Origin of the sequence: Curtobacterium pusillum, assembly GCF_007680845.1 — a bacterium.
In the GTDB taxonomy this organism is placed as follows: Bacteria; Actinomycetota; Actinomycetes; order Actinomycetales; family Microbacteriaceae; genus Curtobacterium; species Curtobacterium pusillum_B.
The window spans coordinates 1-23,143 of record NZ_VEIY01000011.1 but is presented as its reverse complement, the minus strand read 5'-3'; the positions used below and the strand labels follow the sequence as shown (position 1 = coordinate 23,143).

Annotated in this window: 20 protein-coding genes and 1 pseudogene; 4 read left to right on the top strand and 17 right to left on the bottom strand. The window is 72.1% G+C overall.

All coding sequences use genetic code 11. The annotated features are described in order from the left end of the window. Nucleotides 1–4 precede the first annotated feature (4 nt). The 6 genes from ybeY to hrcA all read right to left on the bottom strand — a co-directional run bounded on the left by ybeY (nt 5) and on the right by hrcA (nt 4,958). A complete protein-coding gene (ybeY, locus tag FS825_RS17460; protein ID WP_144715532.1) occupies nt 5–466 on the bottom strand; it encodes an rRNA maturation RNase YbeY in 462 nt (153 codons plus the stop codon). Further along, the gene (locus tag FS825_RS17455; RefSeq protein ID WP_260981305.1) at nt 463–1,524 is read right to left on the bottom strand and encodes a PhoH family protein; all 1,062 of its coding nucleotides are present in this window, start codon (nt 1,522–1,524) and stop codon (nt 463–465) included. The genes ybeY and FS825_RS17455 overlap by 4 nt, the downstream gene beginning before the upstream one ends. Nucleotides 1,525–1,591: 67 nt before the next feature. Beyond that, the gene (locus FS825_RS17450; RefSeq protein WP_144715528.1) at nt 1,592–1,945 is read right to left on the bottom strand and encodes a histidine triad nucleotide-binding protein; all 354 of its coding nucleotides are present in this window, start codon (nt 1,943–1,945) and stop codon (nt 1,592–1,594) included. 35 nt (nt 1,946–1,980) lie between these two features. After that, nucleotides 1,981–2,721 (bottom strand): 16S rRNA (uracil(1498)-N(3))-methyltransferase, encoded by a 741-nt coding sequence (locus FS825_RS17445; RefSeq protein WP_144715526.1) that lies wholly within the window; start codon nt 2,719–2,721, stop codon nt 1,981–1,983. Next, the gene (gene dnaJ, locus FS825_RS17440) at nt 2,721–3,833 is read right to left on the bottom strand and encodes a molecular chaperone DnaJ (protein ID WP_144715524.1); all 1,113 of its coding nucleotides are present in this window, start codon (nt 3,831–3,833) and stop codon (nt 2,721–2,723) included. Before dnaJ ends, FS825_RS17445 begins: the two co-directional genes overlap by 1 nt. 105 nt (nt 3,834–3,938) lie before the next feature. Further along, nucleotides 3,939–4,958, bottom strand: coding sequence for a heat-inducible transcriptional repressor HrcA (gene hrcA / locus FS825_RS17435; RefSeq protein WP_144715522.1), 1,020 nt, complete (start codon nt 4,956–4,958; stop codon nt 3,939–3,941). Nucleotides 4,959–5,065: 107 nt separating this feature from the next. Here hrcA and FS825_RS17430 point away from each other — a divergent pair, with 107 nt between their 5' ends. Then, a complete protein-coding gene (locus FS825_RS17430) occupies nt 5,066–5,455 on the top strand; it encodes a DUF4870 domain-containing protein (RefSeq protein ID WP_260981300.1) in 390 nt (129 codons plus the stop codon). An 8-nt stretch (nt 5,456–5,463) separates the two neighbouring features. Here the strand turns inward: FS825_RS17430 and hemW are convergent, their stop codons facing one another. Then, complete coding sequence (hemW, locus tag FS825_RS17425; protein ID WP_144715520.1) at nt 5,464–6,681, bottom strand: radical SAM family heme chaperone HemW; 1,218 nt, start codon at nt 6,679–6,681, stop codon at nt 5,464–5,466. 28 nt (nt 6,682–6,709) lie between these two features. Here hemW and FS825_RS17420 point away from each other — a divergent pair, with 28 nt between their 5' ends. Then, nucleotides 6,710–7,411 carry an HAD family hydrolase gene (locus tag FS825_RS17420; protein WP_186377319.1) on the top strand — a complete coding sequence of 234 codons (702 nt, stop codon included), beginning with the start codon at nt 6,710–6,712 and terminating at the stop codon, nt 7,409–7,411. Here the strand turns inward: FS825_RS17420 and FS825_RS17415 are convergent. Continuing rightward, the gene (locus tag FS825_RS17415; protein WP_144715516.1) at nt 7,408–8,055 is read right to left on the bottom strand and encodes a DUF1990 family protein; all 648 of its coding nucleotides are present in this window, start codon (nt 8,053–8,055) and stop codon (nt 7,408–7,410) included. The two genes, FS825_RS17420 and FS825_RS17415, sit on opposite strands and share 4 nt — an antisense overlap. A 134-nt stretch (nt 8,056–8,189) precedes the next feature. On the opposite strand from FS825_RS17415, the gene FS825_RS17410 reads away from it, so the two are divergent. Beyond that, complete coding sequence (locus FS825_RS17410) at nt 8,190–8,708, top strand: hypothetical protein (RefSeq protein WP_144715514.1); 519 nt, start codon at nt 8,190–8,192, stop codon at nt 8,706–8,708. On the opposite strand, the gene lepA is transcribed toward FS825_RS17410, so the two are convergent. Together lepA and FS825_RS17400 are read right to left on the bottom strand one after the other, a co-directional pair. Next, nucleotides 8,665–10,512 (bottom strand): translation elongation factor 4, encoded by a 1,848-nt coding sequence (gene lepA, locus FS825_RS17405; protein ID WP_144715512.1) that lies wholly within the window; start codon nt 10,510–10,512, stop codon nt 8,665–8,667. The genes FS825_RS17410 and lepA overlap by 44 nt on opposite strands. A gap of 73 nt (nt 10,513–10,585) precedes the next feature. Beyond that, nucleotides 10,586–11,752 (bottom strand): pyridoxal phosphate-dependent aminotransferase, encoded by a 1,167-nt coding sequence (locus tag FS825_RS17400; protein WP_144715510.1) that lies wholly within the window; start codon nt 11,750–11,752, stop codon nt 10,586–10,588. 191 nt (nt 11,753–11,943) lie between these two features. Between FS825_RS17400 and rpsT the strand changes: the two genes are divergently transcribed. After that, nucleotides 11,944–12,204: a 30S ribosomal protein S20 gene (rpsT, locus tag FS825_RS17395; protein ID WP_144715508.1), complete on the top strand. Its 261-nt coding sequence runs from the start codon at nt 11,944–11,946 to the stop codon at nt 12,202–12,204. 450 nt (nt 12,205–12,654) lie between these two features. Here the strand turns inward: rpsT and holA are convergent, their stop codons facing one another. The 7 genes and pseudogenes from holA to FS825_RS17355 form a co-directional block, all read right to left on the bottom strand. Then, nucleotides 12,655–13,674: a DNA polymerase III subunit delta gene (gene holA / locus FS825_RS17390; protein ID WP_144715506.1), complete on the bottom strand. Its 1,020-nt coding sequence runs from the start codon at nt 13,672–13,674 to the stop codon at nt 12,655–12,657. Between the two features lie 569 nt (nt 13,675–14,243). Further along, nucleotides 14,244–15,404: pseudogene (locus FS825_RS19130) on the bottom strand (ComEC/Rec2 family competence protein); the annotation flags it as partial. 614 nt (nt 15,405–16,018) lie between these two features. After that, the gene (locus FS825_RS17375; protein WP_144715504.1) at nt 16,019–16,822 is read right to left on the bottom strand and encodes a ComEA family DNA-binding protein; all 804 of its coding nucleotides are present in this window, start codon (nt 16,820–16,822) and stop codon (nt 16,019–16,021) included. 184 nt (nt 16,823–17,006) lie between these two features. Continuing rightward, nucleotides 17,007–19,559, bottom strand: a complete 2,553-nt coding sequence (gene leuS / locus FS825_RS17370; RefSeq protein ID WP_144715502.1) for a leucine--tRNA ligase — start codon at nt 19,557–19,559, stop codon at nt 17,007–17,009. A 54-nt stretch (nt 19,560–19,613) separates the two neighbouring features. Beyond that, nucleotides 19,614–21,302, bottom strand: a complete 1,689-nt coding sequence (gene cydC, locus FS825_RS17365; protein ID WP_144715500.1) for a thiol reductant ABC exporter subunit CydC — start codon at nt 21,300–21,302, stop codon at nt 19,614–19,616. Continuing rightward, nucleotides 21,299–22,948, bottom strand: a complete 1,650-nt coding sequence (gene cydD / locus FS825_RS17360) for a thiol reductant ABC exporter subunit CydD (protein WP_144715498.1) — start codon at nt 22,946–22,948, stop codon at nt 21,299–21,301. The genes cydC and cydD overlap by 4 nt, the downstream gene beginning before the upstream one ends. 9 nt (nt 22,949–22,957) lie before the next feature. Continuing rightward, on the bottom strand, nt 22,958–23,143 hold a 186-nt coding region (locus FS825_RS17355; protein ID WP_186377318.1), incomplete at its 5' end, for a cytochrome d ubiquinol oxidase subunit II.

The window sequence follows — 23,143 nt, the reverse complement described above, 5'->3', positions numbered from 1 at the left end:
CAGGTCACCGTCCTCGGCGCTGCGCCGCGAAGGCGGTGAGGATCTCGCCCTGCAGCCCGAACATCTCCGCCTTCTCGTCGGGTTCGGCGTGGTCGAAGCCGAGCAGGTGCAGGATCCCGTGGCACGTCAGCAGGAGCATCTCGTCGGTCGTGGAGTGCCCGGCGGTCTTCGCCTGTTCCTCGGCGACCTGCGGGCAGAGCACGATGTCGCCGAGGAGTCCGGCGGGCGTGGGCTCGTCCTCGGTGCCGGGGCGGAGCTCGTCCATGGGGAAGCTCAGCACGTCGGTCGGCCCCGGCTCGTCCATCCACCGCACGTGCAGCTGCTCCATCGCCCCTTCGTCCACCAGGACGATCGCGAGCTCCGCGTCGGCGTGGACGTGCAGCGCGTCGAGCGCGAAGGCGGCGAGGCGCTGGATGGCGGCCGCGTCGACCTCGACGCCGGACTCGTTGTTGAGCTCGATGCTCACCAGTTCCCTCCTCGGGAGTCGTTCTGGGGGTACGGGGACTGCTGGCGGTCCTGCGGCGGCCGCCCACGCCGCTCGGCGCGGTTCGCACCGGACGGGTTCGGTGTCGGGGCGGTGCCACGACCACCGGGCCGGTGACCGGACTGCTCGGCGAGGCGTTCCTCGTCGTACACGGTGTAGGCGTCGACGATCCGCCCGACGAGCGTGTGGCGCACGACGTCTTCGCTGCCGAGACGGGCGAAGTGGATGTCCTCCACCTTGTCGAGGATCCGGGTGACCAGTCGGAGCCCGGACAGGTTGCCGGGCAGGTCGACTTGGGTGATGTCGCCGGTGACGACCATCTTCGACCCGAAGCCGAGGCGCGTCAGGAACATCTTCATCTGCTCGGGCGTGGTGTTCTGCGCTTCGTCGAGCACCACGAACGAGTCGTTGAGCGTCCGGCCGCGCATGTACGCCAGCGGGGCGACCTCGACCGTGCCTGCGGCGAGGAGCTTCGGGACCAGTTCCGGGTCCATCATCTCGTTGAGCGCGTCGTAGAGCGGGCGGAGGTACGGGTCGATCTTGTCGGTGAGCGTGCCGGGGAGGAAGCCGAGCCGCTCGCCGGCCTCGACCGCGGGGCGGGTGAGGATGATCCGGGTCACCTCGCGCCGCTGCAGCGCCTGGACGGCCTTCGCCATCGCGAGGTAGGTCTTGCCGGTACCGGCCGGACCGATGCCGAACGTGATCGTGTGCTCGTCGATGGCGTCGACGTAGGCACGCTGCCCGTCGGTCTTCGGACGCACGGACTTGCCGCGGCTCGAGACGATCGGCGTGCCGAACGTGTCGGACGGCTTGCGGTCCTCGTCGAGGAGCCGCGCGGACACCGGGATGTCGGACGGGCCGATGTCCTGGCCGCGCTTGACCATGCCGACGAGCTCGTCGACGAGGGCGTGCGCCCGGGCGACGTCGCGCTCCGGTCCGGTCAGCGAGACCTCGTTGCCGCGCACGAGCACGCGGACGCCGGGGTACTGCCGTTCGACGGTCTTGAGCAGTCGGTCCTGCGGGCCGAGCAGCTGCACCATCGCGATGCCGTCGACCTGGATCGCGACGGAGACGTCCGTCTGATCGGGCTGGGCGGGGACTGTTTCGTCAGCTGGCAAGGGTGCCTTCCTGCAGTTCACCTGCGAGTACGTGCGCGTGCACGTGGAACACGGTCTGACCGGCGGCTTCGCCGGTGTTGAAGACGAGTCGGAACTGGCCGTCGGCGCGCTCGTCGGCGATGCGCTGCGCGGTGGCGACCACGTGGGCGAGGAGGTCCGGGTCGCCTGCGGCGAGCTCGGCGACGTTCGCGTACTCCTCGGTCTTGGGGATGACGAGCACGTGGACGGGGGCCTTCGGTGCGATGTCCTCGATCGCGATCACACGGTCGTCCTCGGCGACGACGGTCGCCGGGATCTCGCGCGCGATGATCTTGGTGAAGACGCTGGGCGTGCTGCTGCTCATGGACCCATCGTAGGACGCGGGACCGACGCCCGGCCCTACCAGCGTCCGAGCCGCGTCTGCAGGACTGCCAGCGCCGCGGGCCCCGCGGTCGAGGTCCGGAGGACGGTGTCGCCGAGGCGGACCCGGACCGCTCCGGCGGCGACGAGCCGGTCGAACTCGCTGCCGTCGATCCCGCCTTCCGGTCCGACGACGAGCACGATCTCGGTGACGCCGGCCGGGGGTTCCCAGGCGGACAGTCGGACGTCGCCCACGGGGTCGAGCACGAGCGCCGCTCCGGAGCCCGGCACGACCCCGGCCGCGAGCTGCGCCGTCGTCACCGGGGCGTCGACCACGGGCACCCGGGACCGGACGGCCTGCTTCGACGCCTCGTGCGCGATCGCCGCCCAGCGCGCCCGACCCTTCTCGACCTTGGGGCCGTCCCACCGCGAGACGCTCCGGGCCGCCGACCACGGCACGATCCGGTCGACGCCGATCTCGGTCGCCGCCTGCACGGCCATCTCGTCCCGGCCGCCCTTCGCGAGCGCCTGCACGAGCGTCAGCGACGGGAAGTCCGGCTCGTCGACCACGACGCTCGACACGGACAGCGTGAGCGCGTCCTTGCCGAGTTCCGCGACCGTGCCGGTCACGACGGTGCCGCGGCCGTCGCCGAGCCGCAGGGACTCGCCCACGCGGACGCGCGCCACCGAGACGGCGTGCCGGCCTTCCGCGCCGTCGAGCGCGACCGAGTCCCCCGCCGCGACGCCGTCGAGGGTCTCGACGAGGTAGAGCGATGCCATCAGAAGTTGAAGAAGCGGTCGCGCAGCTTGCCGAACATCCCCTGCTGGAACCGTGCGAGCTGCGGCTTGGCGGCCTTGTGCGACTTCGCGAGCTGCTCGACGAGCTGCCGTTCCTTGTGGGAGAGCTTCGTCGGGGTGATCACCTGGACCCCGACACGGAGGTCACCGCGACCGCTGCCACGGAGCTTCGTGACACCGCGGTCCTTGAGCACGAGCACGTCGGCGCTCTGCACGCCGGGGCGGATCTCGAGCTCGACCGGCCCGTCGAGCCCGTCGATCGTCGTCGTGGTGCCGAGGACGGCGTCGGTCATCGCGACCTCGAGCGTGGCGAGGAGGTCGTCCCCGTCGCGGCTGAAGACGTCGTGGTGGCGCACCCGGATCTCGAGGTAGAGGTCACCGGAGGGACCGCCGGCGGGACCGACCTCGCCCTGACCGGGCATCTGCAGCCGGAGACCGGAGTCGACACCGGCGGGCACGTCGACCGGGACCGTGCGGCGGGCGCGGATGCGGCCCTGCCCCTGGCACGTCGGGCAGGGGTTCGGGATGACCGTGCCGTAGCCCCGGCAGGTGCCGCAGGGTGCGCTCGTCACGACGTTGCCGAGGAGCGAGCGGACCTGGCGCTGGATGTGGCCGGTGCCGCCGCAGATGTCGCAGGTCTGCGGGCTCGTACCAGGAGCGCAGCAGGACCCGCCGCACGTCTCGCAGAGGACGGCGGTGTCGACCTCGACGTCCTTGTGGGTACCGAAGACGACCTCGTCGAGGTCGACGTCGATCCGGAGCAGGGCGTCCTGCCCGCGCTCGGCACGGCTGCGAGGGCCGTTTCCCCGGCCGCCACCGCCCCCGCCGCCCCCGAAGAAGGCGTCGAAGATGTCGCTGAAGCCGCCGGCGTTGCCGAACGGGCTGTCGGCCTGCGGCCCGGCGTCGTAGCGTCGACGCTGCTCCGGGTCGCTCAGCACGTCGTACGCGTGCGTCACGTCCTTGAAGCGCTCGGCGGCGTCCGGGCTCGGGTTCACGTCCGGGTGCAGCTCGCGCGCGAGACGGCGGTACGCCTTCTTGATGTCGGCATCGGAGGCGTCCGGCTGGACGCCGAGGACGTCGTAGTGGTCTGCCACGTATCCCTCAGTCGGTTTCGGTTCGGTGCGGCGGTCGCCGCTGGTCGGTCTGGAGGCGCGGGTCGCGCCCGGTGGACACCGCTCGTCGGTCGCGGGTCCGGTCGGTCAATGTTCGCCCAGGAGTCCGGACAGGTACCGTGCGACGGCACGCACGGCGGCCATGTTCGTGCCGTAGTCCATCCGTGTGGGCCCGAGCACGCCGAGCCGCGCGACCGCACCCCCGGCGAGGTACCCGCCGGCGACGATGCTCGTCGCGTCGAGCCCGTACTCGGCGTTCTCCACGCCGATCCGGGCCGCCACGGCGACGTCGTCGACCTGCATCTCCCCGAACAACCGGAGCAGGGTCACTTGTTCCTCGATCGCTTCGAGCACGGGGAACAACCCGCCGGAGAAGTCCTGCTCGCTCTTGGCGAGGTTCGCGGCACCGGCCATCACGAGGCGGTCCTGCCGGTTCGCCGCGACCTGTTCGATGAGCGTCGCCACGACCACGCCGGCGAGCGGCTGGGCGTCGGGTCGGATCTGCTGCGGCACTGCACGGAGCGCCGCGGCGACGTCCTGCAGGAAGAGCCCGACCGTCGCGCCGTTGAGGACAGCACGGAGTTCGGTGAGCCCGGCTTCGTCGAGGGTGACGTCGGTCTCGACGACCCGCTGTTCGACCCGGGCGGTGTCCGTGATGAGGACGACCATCAGCCGGTTGTCGCCGAGGCGCACGAGCTCGATGTGCTGCACCCGCGCGCGCACCATCGAGGGGTACTGCACCAGGGCGACCTGGTTGGTGAGCTGGCTGAGCAGCCGGACCGTGCGGCCGAGGACCTCGTCGAGGTCGTTCGGCGCACCGAGGAACGTCTCGATCGCGTGCCGCTGCGCGCTCGAGAGCGGTCGTGTCCCCGCGAGGTGGTCGACGAAGACCCGGTACCCCTTGTCCGTCGGGACCCGCCCGGAGGAGGTGTGCGGCGCAGCGATGAGTTGTTCGTCCTCGAGCTGGGCCATGTCGTTCCGGATCGTGGCGGCGCTCACCCCGAAGGCGTGCCGCTCGACGATCGTCTTCGAACCGACCGGTTCGCGCGAGGCGACGTAGTCCCGCACGATGGCCTTGAGGACTTCGAGGGAGCGTTCGCTGACCACCGGGACCCCTTCCACTCGTTCTGGCACTCGGACGTGTCGACTGCTGATCCTACGCCCGACCACCGACCGGGCGGGACTTCTCCACAGGCCGCCGGTACGCTTCCCGCATGACCTACGGACAGCAGCCCGGCGGCCCCCAGTACCCCGCCGGCTACCAGGCACCGCAGCCGATGCGCCCCGAGGACCAGCGCCTCTGGGCCACGCTGACGCACATCGGCGGGATCTTCTCCAACTTCCTCGTGCCGCTCATCGCGTACCTCGTGCTGCGCGACCGTGGGAACTTCATCCGCGAGCACACCCGCGTCGCGCTGAACTTCCACATCACCGTGGCGATCGCCTACGCCGTCGCGGGCGTCCTGACCATCGTCCTGATCGGCGCGCTGCTGCTGCCCGTGATCGGCATCCTGACGATCGTCTTCGGCATCATGGCCGCCGTCGCCGCGAACGCCGGGCAGTTCTACCGCTACCCGCTCTCGATCGAGTTCATCAAGCAGTAGCGCCGGGCTCAGTCGAGCAGCTCGCGGACCACCGCGTCCGCGAGCAGGCGACCCTGCAGGGTCAACTCGACCCGTCCCCGCACCGCGGCCGACCCGTCCACGAGTCCACGCGCGATGAGGCCGGCGACCCGGCCCCGCGCCTCCTGGCGGAGTTCCGAGGTGGCGAGTTCCCCACGCACCCGCGCTGCGAGCAGGACGCGCTCGACGTACCGGGTCTCGTCGTCGAGGGTCTCGCGCCCGGCAGCGGGCGACTCCCCCGACAGCACCCGGTTCGCGTAGGCGGCCGGGTGCTTCACGTTCCACCAGCGGGTGCCGGCGACCGCGGAGTGCGCTCCGGGCCCGACGCCCCACCAGTCGTGGCCCTTCCAGTAGGACAGGTTGTGCCGGCTCGCGTGCGCGGAGCCGCGGGCCCAGTTCGAGACCTCGTACCAGGAGTAGCCCGCGTCGCCGAGCACCTGGTCCGCCAGCTCGTACATGTCCGCAGCGAGGTCGTCGTCCGGTGCCGGGAGCTCACCGCGGGCGACCATGCGGCCCATCGCCGTGCCGTCCTCGACGATGAGCGAGTACGCGGACACGTGGTCCGGCTCGCACGCCAGCGCGGCGTCCAGCGACGTGCGCCAGTCGGCGAGGGACTCCCCCGGGGTCGAGTAGATGAGGTCGAGCGAGACGTCGAGGCCCTGCTGCTTCGCCAGGTCGACCACCAGGGGGACGCGCTCCGGGTCGTGGGTCCGGTCGAGCGTGGCGAGGACCTGCGGGACCGCGGACTGCATGCCGTAGCTCACCCGGGTGAAGCCACCCGCGCGGAGGGTCTCCAACGAGTCGGAGTCCACCGAGTCCGGGTTCGCCTCGGTCGTGACCTCGGCACCCGGGACGATCCCCCACGTGTCGTCGATCGCGCGGAGGATCATCGCGAGGTCGGACGCCGGCAGCATCGTCGGGGTCCCGCCGCCGAAGAACACGGTCGACACCGGCCGGCGGGGCACGCCCGAACGATCGAGGACCCCGGCCGCCCACTCGATCTCCCGCACCGCGTGCCCGGCGTAGTCGTCGCGCCGGACCCCGCGGAGCTCGGACGCCGTGTACGTGTTGAAGTCGCAGTAGCCGCACCGCACGCGGCAGAACGGCACGTGCACGTACACGCCGAACGGGACGTCACCGGCTCCGGGAGCCGGGGTGACCAGTCCGTCCGCAGGAGCGGGATCGGCGATCGGGAGGGCACTCGGCATGGACTCCATTGTCCGTCATGATGGAGGCATGGAGCACCACCCCGTCCCCACCACGGTGCTGTGGGACATCGACGGCACCCTCGTGATGAACGCCTCGTCGCCGGGCAACCTGTACCACCTCGCGCTCGAGCGGGCGGTCGGGCGCGACCTCGTCCTCCGGGTCGGACACCAGCACGGCCGCACCGACGCAGGCCTCATCGCCGAGCACGTCCGCGCCCACGAACTCGACACCGACCTCATCCCCGTCGTCAGCGGCCACCTCCGCGACCTCACCGAGGAACGGCACCGCTCCGGCGACCACCGCAGCCCGGCCCCCGGCGCCGCAGCACTGGTCGCTCGCTTCACGGCCCTGGGCTGGCGGAACGGACTCCTCACCGGCAACTCCGCCTACCGTGCCCGTGTGAAGCTCGAGGGTGCCGGGTTCGACCCCGACACGTTCGACTGGGAGCACTCGTACTTCGGCGACACCGAGGTCGAACGCACCGGCGTCACCTCCCGCGCCGCCGCCGCCCTCGCTGGCACGCGCGCCGTCATCGTCGGCGACACCCCGCGCGACGGCGAAGCGGCCGACGCGGTCGGCATCCCGTTCCTCGCCGTCGCGACGGGCGTCTACGACGTCGAGGCGCTCCGGGCGACCGGCGCCGTCACGGTCGCCCGCAACTGCGTCGTCGACGCGCAGCTCATCGAGGACGCGATCGCCGCGCTGCCCCCGCTCCGCCCGGTCGACTAGTCGCCGCGCAGGGCCGCGAGGTACTTCTCCGCCATCACCTTCTGCTGCCGACGCAGCAGCGGCGCGACGAACTGCCACTTCCGGCTCGACGGCTGCGAGAACTGCCGGACCTGCAGCCACACCGAGCCGTCCGGGGTGCGTTCGACGACGAACGACTCCTCGCCCGACAGCGGATGCCCCTCGAGCGTGCCGTACGCGAAGCCCTTGCGGTCGTTCTCGTCGATGATCGACACGACCCGGACCGGAGCGTGCACGGTCTGCCCGAACGCGTGCATCGTCAGGGTCGCGCTCGTCCCCGCGGTGACGAGCGGGGTGCCGTCCGGAGCGAACTTCTCCACGCGTGGCGTCCCGATCGACGCCGGCGCGATGGGCACACCGGACTCGTCGAAGGTGACCGGGTTGTAGCGGACCTCGTCGTCGTCAGGCTGGTCCTCGACCTGCACGCGGATGCCGCTGCGTTCCTGGATCTGCCAGGTGAGCGCCTGCGTGACCGCGGTCTCGAAGCGCTGGTCGCCGTGCCCGATGCGGGACCGGGACTCCGTCGGGACGAAGCCCTCCGGCGGGTACGTCATGAGGTCCGGCGCCTGGGTCGCACCCACAGCGCCGTACGTCAGGGCGGTCCGGTAACTCCCGCGGGAACTCATGGCGCCATCGTACTTGGGCGGCGCCGCCCGACACGAACCGGCGGCCGCCGGGCGTCCACGCGGCGACGGTCCGGTTTCCGCGCACCCCGAACTGGAGGCCCGACACGCGCCCGCCACGCCCCTATCGTTGCCCCGTGCCCAGCCCCACCCCCGTCAGCTGGCGGTCCGTCGACCGCACGACCGCCGCGTTCGCGGTCCTGACGCTCGCCGCGTTCGGACTCGCCGCCACCGCGCGGGCAGCGGTCGAGTGGGCCACCGAGGGACTCGACTCCCCCGCCCGGTCCGTCGCCGCCCCGCCCGGAGCCTGGGACGTGTTCGACACCGCCAACGCCATCGCCGCGTTCGGGGCGTGCAGCGCCGGAGCGGGCGTGCTCCTCTTCGGCGCCACGCTCGTGCTCGCGGTCCGCCGGCACCGGGGACGGCTGCTGCCGCACGTGCTGGGGCTCTGCACGCTGGCGATGGTGATCGGCGCCGTGGTCGCGGGGATCGCCGCCGCGGGTCAGCCGGACTACGACGCGGCCGCCGGACTCGTGATCCTGCGGACCGCACTGGCGGGACTGGCCGGGGCGAGCCTCCCGGCACTGGGACTGGCCGCGCTGCGGGCCCGCGCTACTTCTTCTTCTCTTCGACGTCCCCGGACAGGGCAGCGATGAAGGCTTCCTGCGGGACCTCGACGCGACCCACCATCTTCATGCGCTTCTTGCCCTCCTTCTGCTTCTCGAGGAGCTTGCGCTTCCGGGTGATGTCACCGCCGTAGCACTTCGCGAGGACGTCCTTGCGCATCGCCCGGATGCTCTCGCGGGCGATGATCCGGGCACCGATCGCCGCCTGGATCGGGACCTCGAACTGCTGGCGCGGGATGAGCTTTCGGAGCCGCTCGGTCATGAGCGTGCCGTACGCGTACGCCTTGTCGCGGTGCACGATCGCGCTGAACGCGTCGACCTGTTCGCCCTGCAGCAGGATGTCGACCTTGACGAGGTCGGCCGCCTGGTCGCCGGTGGGCTCGTAGTCGAGCGACGCGTAGCCCTGCGTCTTGCTCTTCAGCTGGTCGAAGAAGTCGAAGACGATCTCGCCGAGGGGCATCTCGTAGCGGATCTCGACGCGGTCCTCGCCGAGGTACTCCATGCCGAGGAGCGCGCCGCGACGCGACTGGCAGAGCTCCATGATCGCGCCGACGTAGTCCTTCGGCGCGAGGATGGCTGCGCGGACCATCGGCTCGCGGACCTCGAGGATGCGGCCGCCGGGGAACTCGGACGGGTTCGTGACCTCGACGACGGTGTTGTCCTCGTTCATGACCTCGTAGATCACGCTCGGCGCGGTCGTGATGAGGTCGAGCCCGAACTCACGCGACAGCCGCTCGGTGATGATCTCGAGGTGGAGCAGTCCGAGGAAGCCGCAGCGGAAGCCGAAGCCGAGCGCGACGGAGGTCTCCGGCTCGTAGACCAGGGCGGCGTCGGAGAGCTTGAGCTTGTCGAGCGCTTCGCGGAGGTCCGGGTAGTCCGAGCCGTCGATCGGGTACAGCCCCGAGAACACCATCGGCTTCGGGTCCGTGTAGCCGGCGAGGGCTTCCGTCGCGGGCTTCTGCGCCGTGGTGACGGTATCGCCGACCTTCGACTGACGGACGTCCTTCACGCCGGTGATGAGGTACCCGACCTCACCGACGGAGAGCCCCTTCGTCGGCTTCGGTTCCGGAGCGGACACCCCGATCTCGAGGATCTCGTGCGTCGACTTGGTCGACATCATCTGGACCTTCTCGCGCGGGTGGATCGTGCCGTCCACCATCCGCACGTACGTCACGACGCCGCGGTAGCTGTCGTAGACCGAGTCGAAGATCATCGCGCGCGGCGGGGCGTCGACGTTGCCGACCGGAGCGGGCACGGTGCCGACGACCCGGTCGAGGAGCTCCGCGACGCCGACACCGGTCTTGCCGGACACGCGGAGGACGTCCTCCGGCTTGCCGCCGATGAGCTGCGCGAGCTCGGCCGCGTACTTGTCCGGGTCGGCCGCCGGCAGGTCGATCTTGTTGAGGACCGGGATGATCTCGAGGTCGTTCTCGAGCGCCAGGTACAGGTTCGCGAGGGTCTGCGCCTCGATCCCCTGCGCGGCGTCGACGAGCAGGATCGCCCCTTCGCACGCCGCCAGCGACCGGGACACCTCGTACGAGAAGTCCACGTGACCGGGCGTGTCGATCATGTTGAGCGCGTAGGTCTGACCGTCGAGCTCCCACGGCATCCGGACCGCCTGGGACTTGATCGTGATGCCGCGCTCGCGCTCGATGTCCATGCGGTCGAGGTACTGGGCGCGCATGGCACGGTCCTCGACGATGCCGGTGATCTGCAGCATGCGGTCGGCCAGCGTGGACTTGCCGTGGTCGATGTGCGCGATGATGCAGAAGTTGCGGATCGCTTCGGCCGGGGTCGAGGCGGGCTCGAGCGGCGCGGATGCTTGTGGGCTCACGGTTCCTCGGGGTGGTTCGGACGGTCGGACGATTGTCCCACGTCCCCGCGCCGGCGGCGCGCACCATCAGCCGTCAGACCGTCACCGTGGCGGGGGCGGGCAGCGCGCCCAGGCCGCGGCGGAGGTCCTCGGGCGTCGCCGCGAGGCACACCCGGATCCAGCCCTCGCCCGTGCGCCCGAACGCACTGCCCGGCGCGACCGCGACCCGTTCCCGGTGCAGGAACGCGAGCGCCCACGCGGCCACGTCGCCCTCGGATGCGTGGGACACGTCGATCCAGAGGTAGAACGCACCCCGAGGGTCGAGGTAGCGGAGGCCGGCCGCGTCGAGGACCTCCTTCGCGACGTCGAGGTTCGCCCGGTAGTGCTCGCGGGCCTCCTGCACCGCGGAGTGGTCCCCCACGATCGCGGCCAGGGCAGCCCACTGGTCGGGCTCGGCGACGCAGCTGATCATCGCCTCCTGCACGGTGCGCATCGTCGGCCCGAGCCCCTTCGGCGTCACGAGGTACCCGACGCGGACCCCGGTCATCGCGTAGGTCTTGCTCAGCGAGAACGCGGTGAAGACGCGGTCGTCCTCGTCGAGGCTCGCCAGGCTGACGTGGCGCGTGCCGTGGGTGAAGTACTCGTAGACCTCGTCGCTGATCACCCAGAGGTCGTGGCGCTTTGCGAGGGCGAGGAGGCCGCGGAGGGTCTCCTCGCCGAACACCGAGCCGAGGGGGTTCGACGGGGAGTTCACCACGAGGGCCCTCGTGCGTTCGGTGATGCTCGCCTCGAGGGCGTCGAGGTCCGGCTCGAACCCGTGCTGCGGCTCGAGGCGGTACGGCACCGGCGTCGCCCCGAGGATGTGCGCGTTCATCGTGAAGGTCGTGTAGCCCGGGTCCGGCACGAGCACCTCGTCCCCCGGGGACAGGACCAGGGTCATCGCCTGGAACAGGGCCTGGGTCGCGCCGACGGTGACCCAGATCTGCTCGAGGTCGACCGTCATCCGGTTCTCCCGGTGGAGCTTGGCGCGGATCGCCTCGCGCAACGGGGCGATGCCGCCGTTCGGGGTGTAGTCCGTGCGGTCCTCGGACCACGCGCGGCGGGCGGCCTCGCCGATGTGCGGGGCGACGGGGACGTCGGGTTCGCCGATGACGAGCATGGCGATGTCGGTCCCGTCCTGCTGCAGCAGTGCTGCCTGCTCGAACACTCTGCGGATGCCGGAGGCAGGGACGGTGTCGATGCGGGGCGCGAGCGATGGCATGCTCGTCACGGTAGCGAACCGGTGTTGCGACGCGGTTTCGGCGTTGCGGTGCTTTGGTTCCGCGGGTTCGTACTGGTAATGTTGGTGGCTGGCTTCCGCGTTCCCCGCCCACGGGTGGAACGCGATGCGACCAAGGGCCCCTCTACCCAGCGGTCGCGACCACCCGTAGAGACGATCAAGGAGCAACACGCATGGCGAACATCAAGTCGCAGATCAAGCGCATCAAGACCAACCTCAAGGCCCAGGAGCGCAACAAGGCCTACCGTTCGGAGCTCAAGACGGTCATCCGTCACACGAACGAGGCGATCGTCGCCGGCGACAAGGACAAGGCCGTCGCGGCCCTGACCCTCGCCTCGAAGAAGCTCGACAAGGCCGTGAGCAAGGGCGTCATCCACAAGAACCAGGCCGCGAACCGCAAGTCGGCCATCGCGAAGAAGGTCTCGGCGCTCTGATCTCCTGAGTGCTGCACGAGGGCCCCGTACCGGAAGGTGCGGGGCCTTCGTCGTTCGGCGCGCCTGCGCGCGGGCCCGGGGCGGGGCAGGCGCCGGGCGCACCGAGCGGGCATTATCCGTCACGCTCGGCGCCCCCAGGCGGCAGAGAACGCCCGCTCGGCGAACGCACGCGGCGTGTTCTGCCCGATCGACCGCCGGACCGACCCGATCCGGAGTGGCTCTGACCGGCCGACCGGTGGCGGGGTTGATCGGCCGAGGGCGCACGAACCACCGCGCGCGCCAGCCCGACCTGCCCGCGCGCTGGGTCGAACCACGGAGCCGACATCGAACCACGCCCGCACCGTGGCGCGATGTCGCATCCGTGGTTCGATGCGGCCGGAGTCGACGAGCGCGCGGCGCAAGGCGCGCAGGGCGGGCGACGGCCAGCGCGACCGCCGGGAGCGCGTGGGGTCAGCGGGACTCGCCGCGCCGGGCGATCGTGCGGACCATGACCTCGAGCGCGTAGTGCGCGTCGCGCGAACCGCCCTTCACCGCGGTGTCCGCCTCGGCGATGCTGATGATCGCGTTCGCCAGGCCCGCCTCGCTCCAGCTCGCGACGTCCCGCTGCGCCCGCTGCACCTGCCACGGGGCCATGCCGAGTGCGGAGGCCGCCTGCCCGCTCGGCCCTCGGAACGCACTGACCTTCGCCATGGTGCGGATCTTGCTCGCGAACGCGGCGACGATCGGGACGGGTGCTTCGCCCGTCGACAGCGCGTGTCGCAGCTCGACGATCGCCGGAGCCGAGCGCCCCGCGACCGCGATGTCCGCGACCTTGAAGGCGTTCGTCTCGACGCGGCCGCCGTAGTACTTGTCGACGATCTTGTCGGTGATCTCTTCTGCTGCGTCCGCGAGGAGCTGCCGGCACGCCGCGGCGAGCTCGGCCAGGTCGTCGGCGAAGGCTGCGACGAGGGTGCGCACGGCCGACGGCGCGATCTTCCGACGTGCCGCGCGGAACTCGGCTTGGACGAAGTCGATCCGGTCGGTCTCGCGCTTGAGCTCGTCGCACTGCACCTCGACCCCACCGCCGACCCCGCTGCGGATCGTGTCGAGGAGCCTCTTGCCTCGGACGCCGCCACCGTGTCGGAGCACGAGTGTGACGTCGTCCGCCGGAGCGCCGAGGTACGCGATGGTCTCGGTGATGAACGCGTCGGTGCACTTCTCGACGTTGGTGACCCGGACGAGCCGGGGTTCGCCGAAGAGCGAGGGGCTCGCGAGCGTCGCCAGCAACCCGGGGGCGTACTGGTCCGCTTCGAGGTCGTGGACCTCGAGCGCTGGGTCCTCGCCGACGAGCAGGTCGCGGAGCATGCTGCTGGCGCGCTCGGCCAGGAACGTCTCTGGCCCGGTGATGAGCACGACCGGCGCCGGTCGGATCCCCGACCAGGGGACCTGGTCGATCTTCGCAGCAGCGCGGACGGGCTTCTTGGCGGCCATGCGTCGATCCTACGGGCGACCGCCGACGCCGATCGTTCCGTCCACACCCGCAGCGCGTCCGCTCCGTCACGACGCACGACGATCGTGCCCTGCAGGTCCGTGCGGTACACAGCGGTGCCCGACCGCTCGAGCATCTCGAGTGCAGAGCGGGTGGGGTGGCCGTAGGTGTTGTCGGCCCCCACCCCGATCAGCCCGACGGGGGCGGCGAGCTCGCGGGACAGTACCGGGTCCTGGTCCGCCGATCCGTGGTGCGCGACCTTCACCACGTCGACGGACCCGGCACCGACGGCGACGCCGCGGAGCCGGCGCTGCGCGGACTCCCCCAGGTCACCGAGGAACAGCCCGGAGACGCACGCGGTGCAGCCGGGAGCGCCGTCGAACCGGAGCACCAGACTGGCGTCGTTGCCGGCGTCCCGGGTGCCGGCGCGCGGCCACAGCACCTGCCAGCGGAGGCGCCCCAGTGTCCCCACCGTGGTGTCGTCCGCCGGACGGACGTCGATGCCCGCGTCGAGCAGGGTGCGCACGACGCGGTCGTCCTCGGGACGGCCGGTGGGACCGACGAGCGCGGTCGTCACGCGGTCCGTCACGGTGCCGACCGCGCCGACGTGGTCGCGGTCGAAGTGCGTCAGCACGAGCAGGTCGATGCGGTCGACCCCGAGCAGGTCGAGGCATGCCTGCAGGCGTTCGTCGTCGTCTCCGGTGTCCACGAGGGCGGTCGCCGTCCCACCGCGCACGAGCACCGCGTCCCCCTGTCCGACGTCGCACGCCGCCACGGTCCAGTCCTGCGGGAGACCGGCGCGCACGACGAGACGGGGCACGGCCACCATCGCCGCGCCGATCACCACGACGACCGCGGCGAGCAGCAACAACCGGAGCCGCACCGGCCCGGGCGCCAGGATCGCCACCGTGACGGCCGCACTGACGAGCACCGCGACGGCCACGCCGAACACGCCTCCTGGCCACGGCACGGAGGCGAACGGGAGCGACGCGGCCCCGTGGGCGACCCATCCGATGGCACTGGCCGGAACCCAAGCGACCCCCGCGAGGACGGTGGCGCCCGCCGGCCACCACGGCGCGGTCAAGCACGCCGCGAGTCCGACGACGGTGACGACCGGTGCGAGGGGCTCGACGACGAGGTTCGCCGGGACCGCGTACGTCGGCAGGGCTGCGGAGAGCGGGATCGTCACGGGCCAACAGGCGAGCTGGGCCGACACCGGGACGGACAGCGCCGCGGCCACCGGCGCCCACAGTCGCCGTGCCAGGAGCGCCGTGAGGGGTGGTCCGAGGACGACGATGCCGCTGGTCGCGAGGACCGAGAGCGCGAACCCGAAGGACCTGGCCATCCAGGGGTCCGCGATGAGCATGCCGATCGCGGCGAGGGCGATGAGCGGCACGCCGCGGACCGGCCGACCCGTCAGGTGCACGACGAGGACCACCGTCGCCATCACCGTCGCCCGGACGATCGACGGGTCAGGGCGGACCAGGACGACGAACGCGAGCAGGAGCACGATCGCCACGGCGGCGCGCGCCCAGCGTGGGAGCCCGACCGCCCGGCCGAGGACGACGACGAGCCCGACGATGACCGCGCAGTTCGCTCCGGACACGGCGGTGAGGTGCGTCAGTGCGGTCGTCTCCATCGCGGTCTCCGTGGCCGGGTCCAGACCGCTCCGGTCGCCGATCGCGAGGCCACGGAGGAGCCCCGCCCCCGGTTCCGGCAGTGTGGCGGTCACGGACACGAACGCCGCTCGCGCACGATCCGTGAGCGCGAGCAGCCCGGTCGGGGGTTCCGTGTCGGGCTCCTCGCGGAGGAACGCGACGAAGGACGTCGTCCCACCCGGCTCGTCCCGCTCGAGCGACGCAGACGCCACGATCCGGGTGCCGGCGGCGAGGGCGCCGTCGGCGGTGGCTGCCGCAGCCGGGACGACCCGCACCGGGACGCGGAGCCCGCCGACCGTCCCAGCGCGCTCGAGTGTCGCGGCGACGGACCGGTCCCCGGGCGCGAGGTCGCGGGTGAGCACCGCCTCGATCGTGACCGGACCGGCGTCGGCGGCGTCGAGCGACGGCGGGCTCCGACGTTCCTCGCCGACGGCCACCGAGACCGCCACCACCGAACAGAACAGCGCCAGAGCGAAAACGATCCCTAGCACTCCCGACCCGCGACGACCCCGGCCGACCAGGAGCCCGGCGAGACCACCGCCCGCCAGGACGCCCCCACCGACGGCGGACCACCCGGCGGTCGCCGGTGCGCCGACGAGCACCGCCGCGCAGATCCACGCGGCGGCCACCGGCCCGGCGATCCGCACGTCGCGCAGCGCCGGTCGGAGGTCCACGCCCGCCGCGGTCGTCACACCCGCACCCGGTCGCGCAGGTCCGCGAACCGCACGTCACCGATGCCGTTGACGTCGAGCAGGTCCTCGACCGCGGCGAAGCGCCCGTGCTCGTCCCGCCACGCGAGGATCCGGCCCGCGAGCGACGGCCCGATCCCGGGCAGGGTCTCGAGGGCCGCCTGGTCCGCCGTGTTCAGGTCGACCACCGGGTCCGCCCCGGACGAGCCCCCACCGGCGCCACCAGCACCGGCTGACCCGGACGACCCGGGCGCACTCGCCGTGCCTCCGTCGACCGTCTCGGGGATGTCGGTCTCCCCCACGCGCGGGACGTACACCCGTTCCCCGTCCTCGACCACCCGGGCGAGGTTGAGCCGGCCGAGGTCGGCGTCACGGTCGGCACCCCCGGCACGGTCGAGCGCCTCCGTGACGCGACTACCAGCCGGCAGCGTCACGACCCCGGGACGAGCGACGGCACCGGCGACGTGCACGACGACCGGACCGCCCGACGCCGACGCCGACGCCGACGCCGACGCAGGCGCCGTGGGCGCACCGGAGCCACCCGGAACGCCACCGACACCGCCACCACCACCGCCACCGCCACCGCCCGGATCAGGAACGACCGACGGCGCGCTCGTCACGCTGACCCGGTCATCGCCTCCTGACCGCCCCGACCAGGACCCGAGGAGCAGCACGACGACGGCCACGCCGACGACCACTCCGGCCAGCACCACCGCGGCACGGGGCGACAGCGCCAGTCCGGCGAAGCGCGACGCTCCTTGCGCGGGCGGGGACCCGGACCCAGGACCAGACGAGGAGACCATCCCGGCACCGTACGGAGACCGGCCTCGCGGCCGGGCACCTCACGGCACACCGGTGGACGAACCGCCCGACGGCCGCCCTGTGGAGGACCACCCCGAGCACGCGCACCCGCCCGCACGCGCACCCGCACGCGCAGGCGCACCCGCGCGCACGCGCACGCGCACCCGGGCGCGCGCGCCCCGCGCCCTACCCCTTGATCGCGATGTTCACGAGCTTCGGCGCCCGCACGATCACCTTCACGATCTCCCGGTCCCCGATGTAACGCTGCACGTTCGCAGACGCGCGAGCGAGCGACTCCAGCTCCGAGGCCTCGATCGACTTCGACACCTCGAACGAATCACGGACCTTGCCGTTCACCTGCACGACCGCCGTGAGGGTGTCCTGCACGAGCAGCGTCGGGTCGGCCTTCCGCCAGCCGTGCGTGGCGACGGTGGCCTGGTAGCCCAGCTTCTCCCACATCTCCTCGCCCGTGTACGGCGCGAAGACGCTGAGGCCGAGCGTGATGGTCTCGACGGCCTCACGCACGGCGGGGTCGGCGGCACCGGGCCCGGAGTCGATCGCCTTGCGGGTGACGTTCACGAGGTCCATGAGCCGCGCGATCACGACGTTGAACTTGAAGGACTCCATCAGTCCGGGCGCATCGGCCAGGAACCGGTGCGTGACCTGGCGCAGGGCGCGGTCCCCGTCGGCCCAGACGACGTCCGGCGAGGACGTCACGTCGACCGCCAACCGGTAGGCACGCGCCAGGAACCGCGCGGACGCGGACGGCGAGACGTCCTCCCAGTTGATGTCGTCCTCCGGCGGGCCGGCGAAGCCCATGACGAGGCGGATCGCGTCGACGCCGTTCGCGTCGAGCTCGTCGCCGAGCGAGACCCCGCCCTTCGACTTCGACATCTTCGACCCGCCGGACAGCACCATGCCCTGGTTGAGCAGTGCCGAGAACGGTTCGGTGAAGTCGAGGTAGCCGAGGTCGAACAGCACCTTCGTGACGAACCGGGCGTACAGCAGGTGCAGGATCGCGTGCTCGATGCCGCCGATGTACTGATCGACGGGCGCCCACTTGCGAGCGGCGGCGGGGTCGAACGCCTGCGTGTCGTCGTTCGCCGACAGGAACCGCAGGAAGTACCACGACGAGTCGACGAAGGTGTCCATCGTGTCGGTGTCCCGGAGGGCCGGGCTGCCGTCGACGGGGTTCGGCACGTTCACCCAGTCGGTCGCGCCGCCGAGCGGCGAGGTGCCCTTCGGCTTGAGGTCGAGTCCGTCGGTGTCGGGCAGGCGCACCGGCAGCTGGTCGAGCGGGACCGGGTACTCGGTGCCGTCGGCGCCGTGGATGATCGGGATCGGGGTGCCCCAGAAGCGCTGGCGCGAGATGAGCCAGTCGCGCAGGCGGTAGGTCTTGGCGGCGCGACCGGTGCCGCGCTCCTCGAGCAGCTTGATGGCGGCCGAGATCGCGTGCTGCTTCGACATCCCGTCGAGCGGCCCGGAGTTGATCATCCGCCCTTGACCGGTGAGCGCCTCACCGGTGGTGGCAGGGTTGAGATCAGGCAGTTCAGTGGAGTCGTCGATCACCGGGATCGCCCCGGTCACCGCCGCGTTGGTGTCCACCACGACACGGACGGGCAGGTCGAACGCCCGCGCGAAGTCCAGGTCGCGCTGGTCGTGCGCCGGGACGGCCATGACCGCACCGTGCCCGTAGTCGGCGAGCACGTAGTCGGCGGCCCAGATCGGCAGGCGCTCCCCCGTCAGCGGGTGGATCGCGAAGCGGCCGAGCGGCACGCCGGTCTTCGGCCGGTCGGCGTTCTGCCGGTCGATCTCCGAGGTCTTCTGGGTCGCCGTCAGGTACGCGTCGAAGTCGACACGAACGGAAGACGGAACAGAAGGAGACGAGACTAGATCAGCCGCCAGGTCCGAGTCCGGCGCCACCACCAGGAACGTCACCCCGTGGATCGTGTCCGGGCGCGTGGTGAACACGGTCACGGGCTCGTCGCGGCCCTCGATCACGAAGTCGACGTCCGCACCGACCGAGCGGCCGATCCAGTTGCGCTGCTGCGCGATGACCTTCGCCGGCCAGCGACCCTCGAGCTGGTTGAGGTCGTCGAGCAGCCGGTCGGCGTACTTCGTGATCGCGAAGTACCACTGCGTCAGCTTCTTCTTGACGACGACGGCGCCGGAGCGGTCCGAGGTGCCGTCGGCCAGCACCTGCTCGTTGGCGAGCACGGTCTGGTCCACCGGGTCCCAGTTGACCCAGCTGTCCTTCCGGTACGCCAGCCCCTTCTCGTACATCTTGAGGAACAGCCACTGGTTCCACTTGTAGTACTCGGGGTCCGAGGTGTGGATCTCGGTGGTCCAGTCGAACGACGGCGCGTAGCGCTTGAAGGACGCCTTCTGCTGCTCGATGTTCGCGTAGGTCCAGTCCTTCGGGTCGACCCCGCGCTTGATCGCCGCGTTCTCGGCGGGCAGCCCGAAGGAGTCCCAGCCGATCGGGTGCAGCACGTTGAAGCCCTGCTGCCGCCAGTACCGCGCCACGAAGTCGCCGAGCGCCCAGTTCTCGGCGTGCCCCATGTGCAGGTCGCCGGAGGGGTACGGGAACATCTCGAGGATGTACTTCCGGGGACGCGTGTCGTCGAGGTCGGTGGTGAAGAGGCCGAGCTCTTCCCAGCGCGGCTGCCACTTCTCCTGGAGACGACGGAAGTCGTAGGCGTTCGGGTCCTCGGCGTGCTGCTCGGTGGTCACGGTCATCAAGGTTACAAGGCCTGGAGGCGCGGCTCGGCCCACCGACGTCGGCCCACCTGGTCAGGCGGTCGCGAGCCGCCCGTCGCGCATCCGGAGCGTCCGGTCGACGAGCTCCGCCGGCACCGGGACGTGCGACACGATGACGACCGTCCGGCCGTCCTGCCGCGCGGCTCCGACGAGGTCGCGGAGCACGGCGTCGCCGAGGTCGGGGTCGATGTCAGCCGTCGGTTCGTCGAGGACGAGCACCGGGAACGCGTGCAGCAGCGCCCGGGCGAGCGCGAGCCGGTGGGCCTGGCCACCCGAGACGAGCACGCCGCGCTCCCCCACCCCCGCGTCGAGCCCGCCACGCCGCGCGACCCACGCCCCGAGCCCGACCCGGTCGAGCACGGCGAGGAGGTCGTCGTCGGTCGCGGTCTCCCGCGCGAAGAGCAGGTTCTGCCGGACGGACTGGTCGAACACGAACGGGTCCTGCTCGATGAGCCCGACCCGGGCGCGGACGGCGTCCGGGTGCATGTCCTTCGCCTCGACGCCGTCGAGCGTGTAGGAGCCGCGGTGGTCGACGAACCGGACGAGGGCGTCCACGAGCGAGGTCTTGCCGGCACCGCTCGGCCCTTCGAGCACGACGACCTCGCCGGGGCGGAGGTCGAGCGTCACCCCGGCCACGGCGTCCGACGTCGCGCCCGGCCACCGCACCGACACCTCGCGCAGGGACACGGCCACGGGGCCGTCCACCACGAGCGCGTCCGGGTCGGCCGGCTCGTCCGGCTCCGGCACGATCCCGTCCGGGACCGACGCCGGAACGACCCGTTCGACGCGGTCCGCCGCCGCCCGCACACGGCGGAGCGTCAGCACGGCGAGGGGCACGCCACCGACGACCTCGAACAGGGCGAGGGGCACGAACACGGCGAGGGCCCAGAGCGGACCGTCGAGGACGCCGGAGACGACCGCGGGAGCGCCGACGGCGAGGACGCCGATCACGGCACCGCCCCCGACGAGTCCGACGAGGGCTCCGACCAGTGACTCGACCGTCGCACGGCGGCGCACGGCAGCGGTCACGCGGGCGTCGAGCCGTCCGATGTGCTCGAGTCGCTCGTCGAGCGTGCCGTACGCGGCGAAGACGTCGAGCGTCCGCACGGTGTCGAGCACGAGGTCCGCGACGTGGCCCCGTTCCGCCGCGGTGCGCTCGTCGGACCGGCGCTGGACCGAGCGCGTCACGACGGTCCCGAGCAGGGCGGCGACGGCGAGGGCGACGAGCAGCACGAGCGCAGCGGGCACGGACACCAGCGCGACCGCGACGACCGACAGCACCGCGACGATCCCCGCGGACACGAGCGGCCCGACCACCCGGATCGGCAGGTCCTGCAGTCGGTCGGTGTCGGTCACGAGGCGTGTGAGGAGGTCACCGCGTCCGGTGGACCCGAGGCCGGCGGGCGCGACCGAGGACAGCCGGCGGTACATCTCCGTGCGCACCACCGCGAGCTGCCGGAAGGACGCGTCGTGCCCGGCGAGCCGGTCGACGTAGCGCAGGGCCGCGCGGCCGAGTGCGAACGCCCGCACCCCGACCATCACGAGCGTCAGGTAGAGGATCGGCGGGTGCTCCGCGGCACGCGTGATGAGGTAGCCGCTCGCGGCGAGGAGCGCGACCGCGCAGACCGCACTGAGCGCCCCGGCTGCCACGGCCTTGCCCCACCCGGCCCCGTGCGGCATGGCGAGCCGGAGGACCGAGTCGTGTCGCGCCTCCCGGCTCATGCCCGCACCCCGTCCGCGTGGGTGACCTGTACCGAACCACCGGACTGCACGTCGACCAGGACGTCGGCGGCGGCGACCACGGCCGGCCGGTGGCTGGCGACCACGACGACCGCGCCGTCCGCCGCGAGCCGACGGAGCGTGGCGACCACGTGGGCCTCGGCTTCGGCGTCGAGCGCGGAGGTGGGTTCGTCGAGGAGCACGAGCGGTGTGGCCGCGCGGTCGGCGCGGTACAGGGCACGGGCGACGGCGACCCGCTGCGCCTGGCCGCCGGACAAGCCGCTGCCGCCGGACCCGACCTGGAGGCGCGGGTCGAGTCCCAGCCCCGCCGCGGCCAGGGCGGTCCGTACGGCGCCGTCGTCGGGGGTCGCGCTGAGCGCGACGTTCTCGGCGATCGTCCCGCGCACGAGTCGGGGGCGCTGGTCGGCCCAGGTCGTGCGCTCGGCGACCGTGGTGCCGGCCGGACCCGGCACGGTCACCGTGCCGTCGTGCGGGAGCGCACCGCGGACGGCGGCGATGAGGCTCGACTTGCCGGACCCGCTCGGGCCGGCGAGCACGACGACGGTGCCGGGGGCGGCGCGGAGGTCGACCGGCCCGATGACCACGTCGGGCCGACGGACGGTCAGCCCGTCCAGGACGAGCTCGGCGGCCGCGGGGCACGCGGCGGGAGGTGCGCTCGGCGCCGTGGTGTCGTCGAGCACGTCGAGGACGGCGGCCGAGGCCTCGACGCCGTCCTGGGCGGCGTGGAAGTCCGCGCCGACCTGGCGGATCGGGGCGAACGCCTCCGGGGCGAGGACGAGGACGAACATCGCGGCGCCGAGGCCGAGCGACCCGTCGACCAGGCGGATGCCGATCGAGACCGCGACGAGCGCCACCGACAGGCTCGCGGCGAGCTCGAGCGCGAACCCGCTGACGAACGACAGCCGGAGCACACCGAGGGTGCCGCGGCGGTACTCGTCGGTGACGACCCCGATGCGACCGACCTGGCGGCGTGCCCGGCCGAAGACCTTGAGCGTGGCCAACCCCTCGACCGCCTCGGTGAACGCGCCGCCGAGCCTCGCGAGCGCGTCGGACTGCTTCCGCTGCAACGCCTGCGTCGCCAGGCCGATGAGGATCATGAACACCGGGATGACCGGGAGTGCACAGAGGACGATGATCCCGCTCGTCAGGTCGCCGAGGGCGATCGCGACGACGAGCACCGGGGTGGCTACGGCGGTCAGTGCGAGTTGCGGCAGGTACCGCCCGAAGTAGGCGTCGAGCGCGTCGAGCCCGGGGCCGAGCGTCGTCGCGAACCCGGCGCTCGACCGCTCGGCCAACCACGACGGGCCGCGCTCGGCGGCGCGCGCGAGCACGGTCGTCCGGAGCTCGCTCTTGACCGTCGCCGCCGCCCGCGCGGCGAGGTCGTCGGTCGCCCAGGCCGCGACGGCGCGCAGGACGAACGCGCCGCCGAGCAGCGCGAGGGTCGGGGCCGACGCGGCCGGGACGCTGCCGTCGTGGACGGCGTCCACCCCGAGGGTCACGGCCGCGGCGATCCCCCATGCGATCGCGATGGTCGCGAGCGTGCGGAGGACACCGGTGCCGGCGGCCGCGACGATGGAGCCGCGCGCTGTCCGCGACAGTCTCAGGAGTCGGGGGTCGAGCGGCTTCACCGTCGCCGCCTAGTGCGCGGCCTGGAGGACCTGGGCCCGCGAGACGCGCTTGCGGAAGATCCAGTAGGTCCAGGCCTGGTAGGCGAACACAAGCGGGACGAAGATCAGCGCCACCCAACTCATCACCCCGAGCGTGTACGAGCCGCTGGACGCGTTGTACACGTTCAGGCTGTTCGCCGGGTCGTTCGTGGCGGG

Coding starts and splice junctions, on each gene's coding strand:
- FS825_RS17455 (WP_260981305.1), bottom strand. CDS start 1,524: ATGGTGCAGCTGCTCGGCCCGCAGGACCGACTGCTCAAGACCGTCGAA.
- FS825_RS17450 (WP_144715528.1), bottom strand. CDS start 1,945: ATGAGCAGCAGCACGCCCAGCGTCTTCACCAAGATCATCGCGCGCGAG.
- FS825_RS17445 (WP_144715526.1), bottom strand. CDS start 2,721: ATGGCATCGCTCTACCTCGTCGAGACCCTCGACGGCGTCGCGGCGGGG.
- FS825_RS17430 (WP_260981300.1), top strand. CDS start 5,066: ATGACCTACGGACAGCAGCCCGGCGGCCCCCAGTACCCCGCCGGCTAC.
- hemW (WP_144715520.1), bottom strand. CDS start 6,681: ATGCCGAGTGCCCTCCCGATCGCCGATCCCGCTCCTGCGGACGGACTG.
- FS825_RS17420 (WP_186377319.1), top strand. CDS start 6,710: ATGGAGCACCACCCCGTCCCCACCACGGTGCTGTGGGACATCGACGGC.
- FS825_RS17415 (WP_144715516.1), bottom strand. CDS start 8,055: ATGAGTTCCCGCGGGAGTTACCGGACCGCCCTGACGTACGGCGCTGTG.
- FS825_RS17400 (WP_144715510.1), bottom strand. CDS start 11,752: ATGCCATCGCTCGCGCCCCGCATCGACACCGTCCCTGCCTCCGGCATC.
- rpsT (WP_144715508.1), top strand. CDS start 11,944: ATGGCGAACATCAAGTCGCAGATCAAGCGCATCAAGACCAACCTCAAG.
- holA (WP_144715506.1), bottom strand. CDS start 13,674: ATGGCCGCCAAGAAGCCCGTCCGCGCTGCTGCGAAGATCGACCAGGTC.
- FS825_RS17375 (WP_144715504.1), bottom strand. CDS start 16,822: ATGGTCTCCTCGTCTGGTCCTGGGTCCGGGTCCCCGCCCGCGCAAGGA.
- leuS (WP_144715502.1), bottom strand. CDS start 19,559: ATGACCGTGACCACCGAGCAGCACGCCGAGGACCCGAACGCCTACGAC.
- cydC (WP_144715500.1), bottom strand. CDS start 21,302: ATGAGCCGGGAGGCGCGACACGACTCGGTCCTCCGGCTCGCCATGCCG.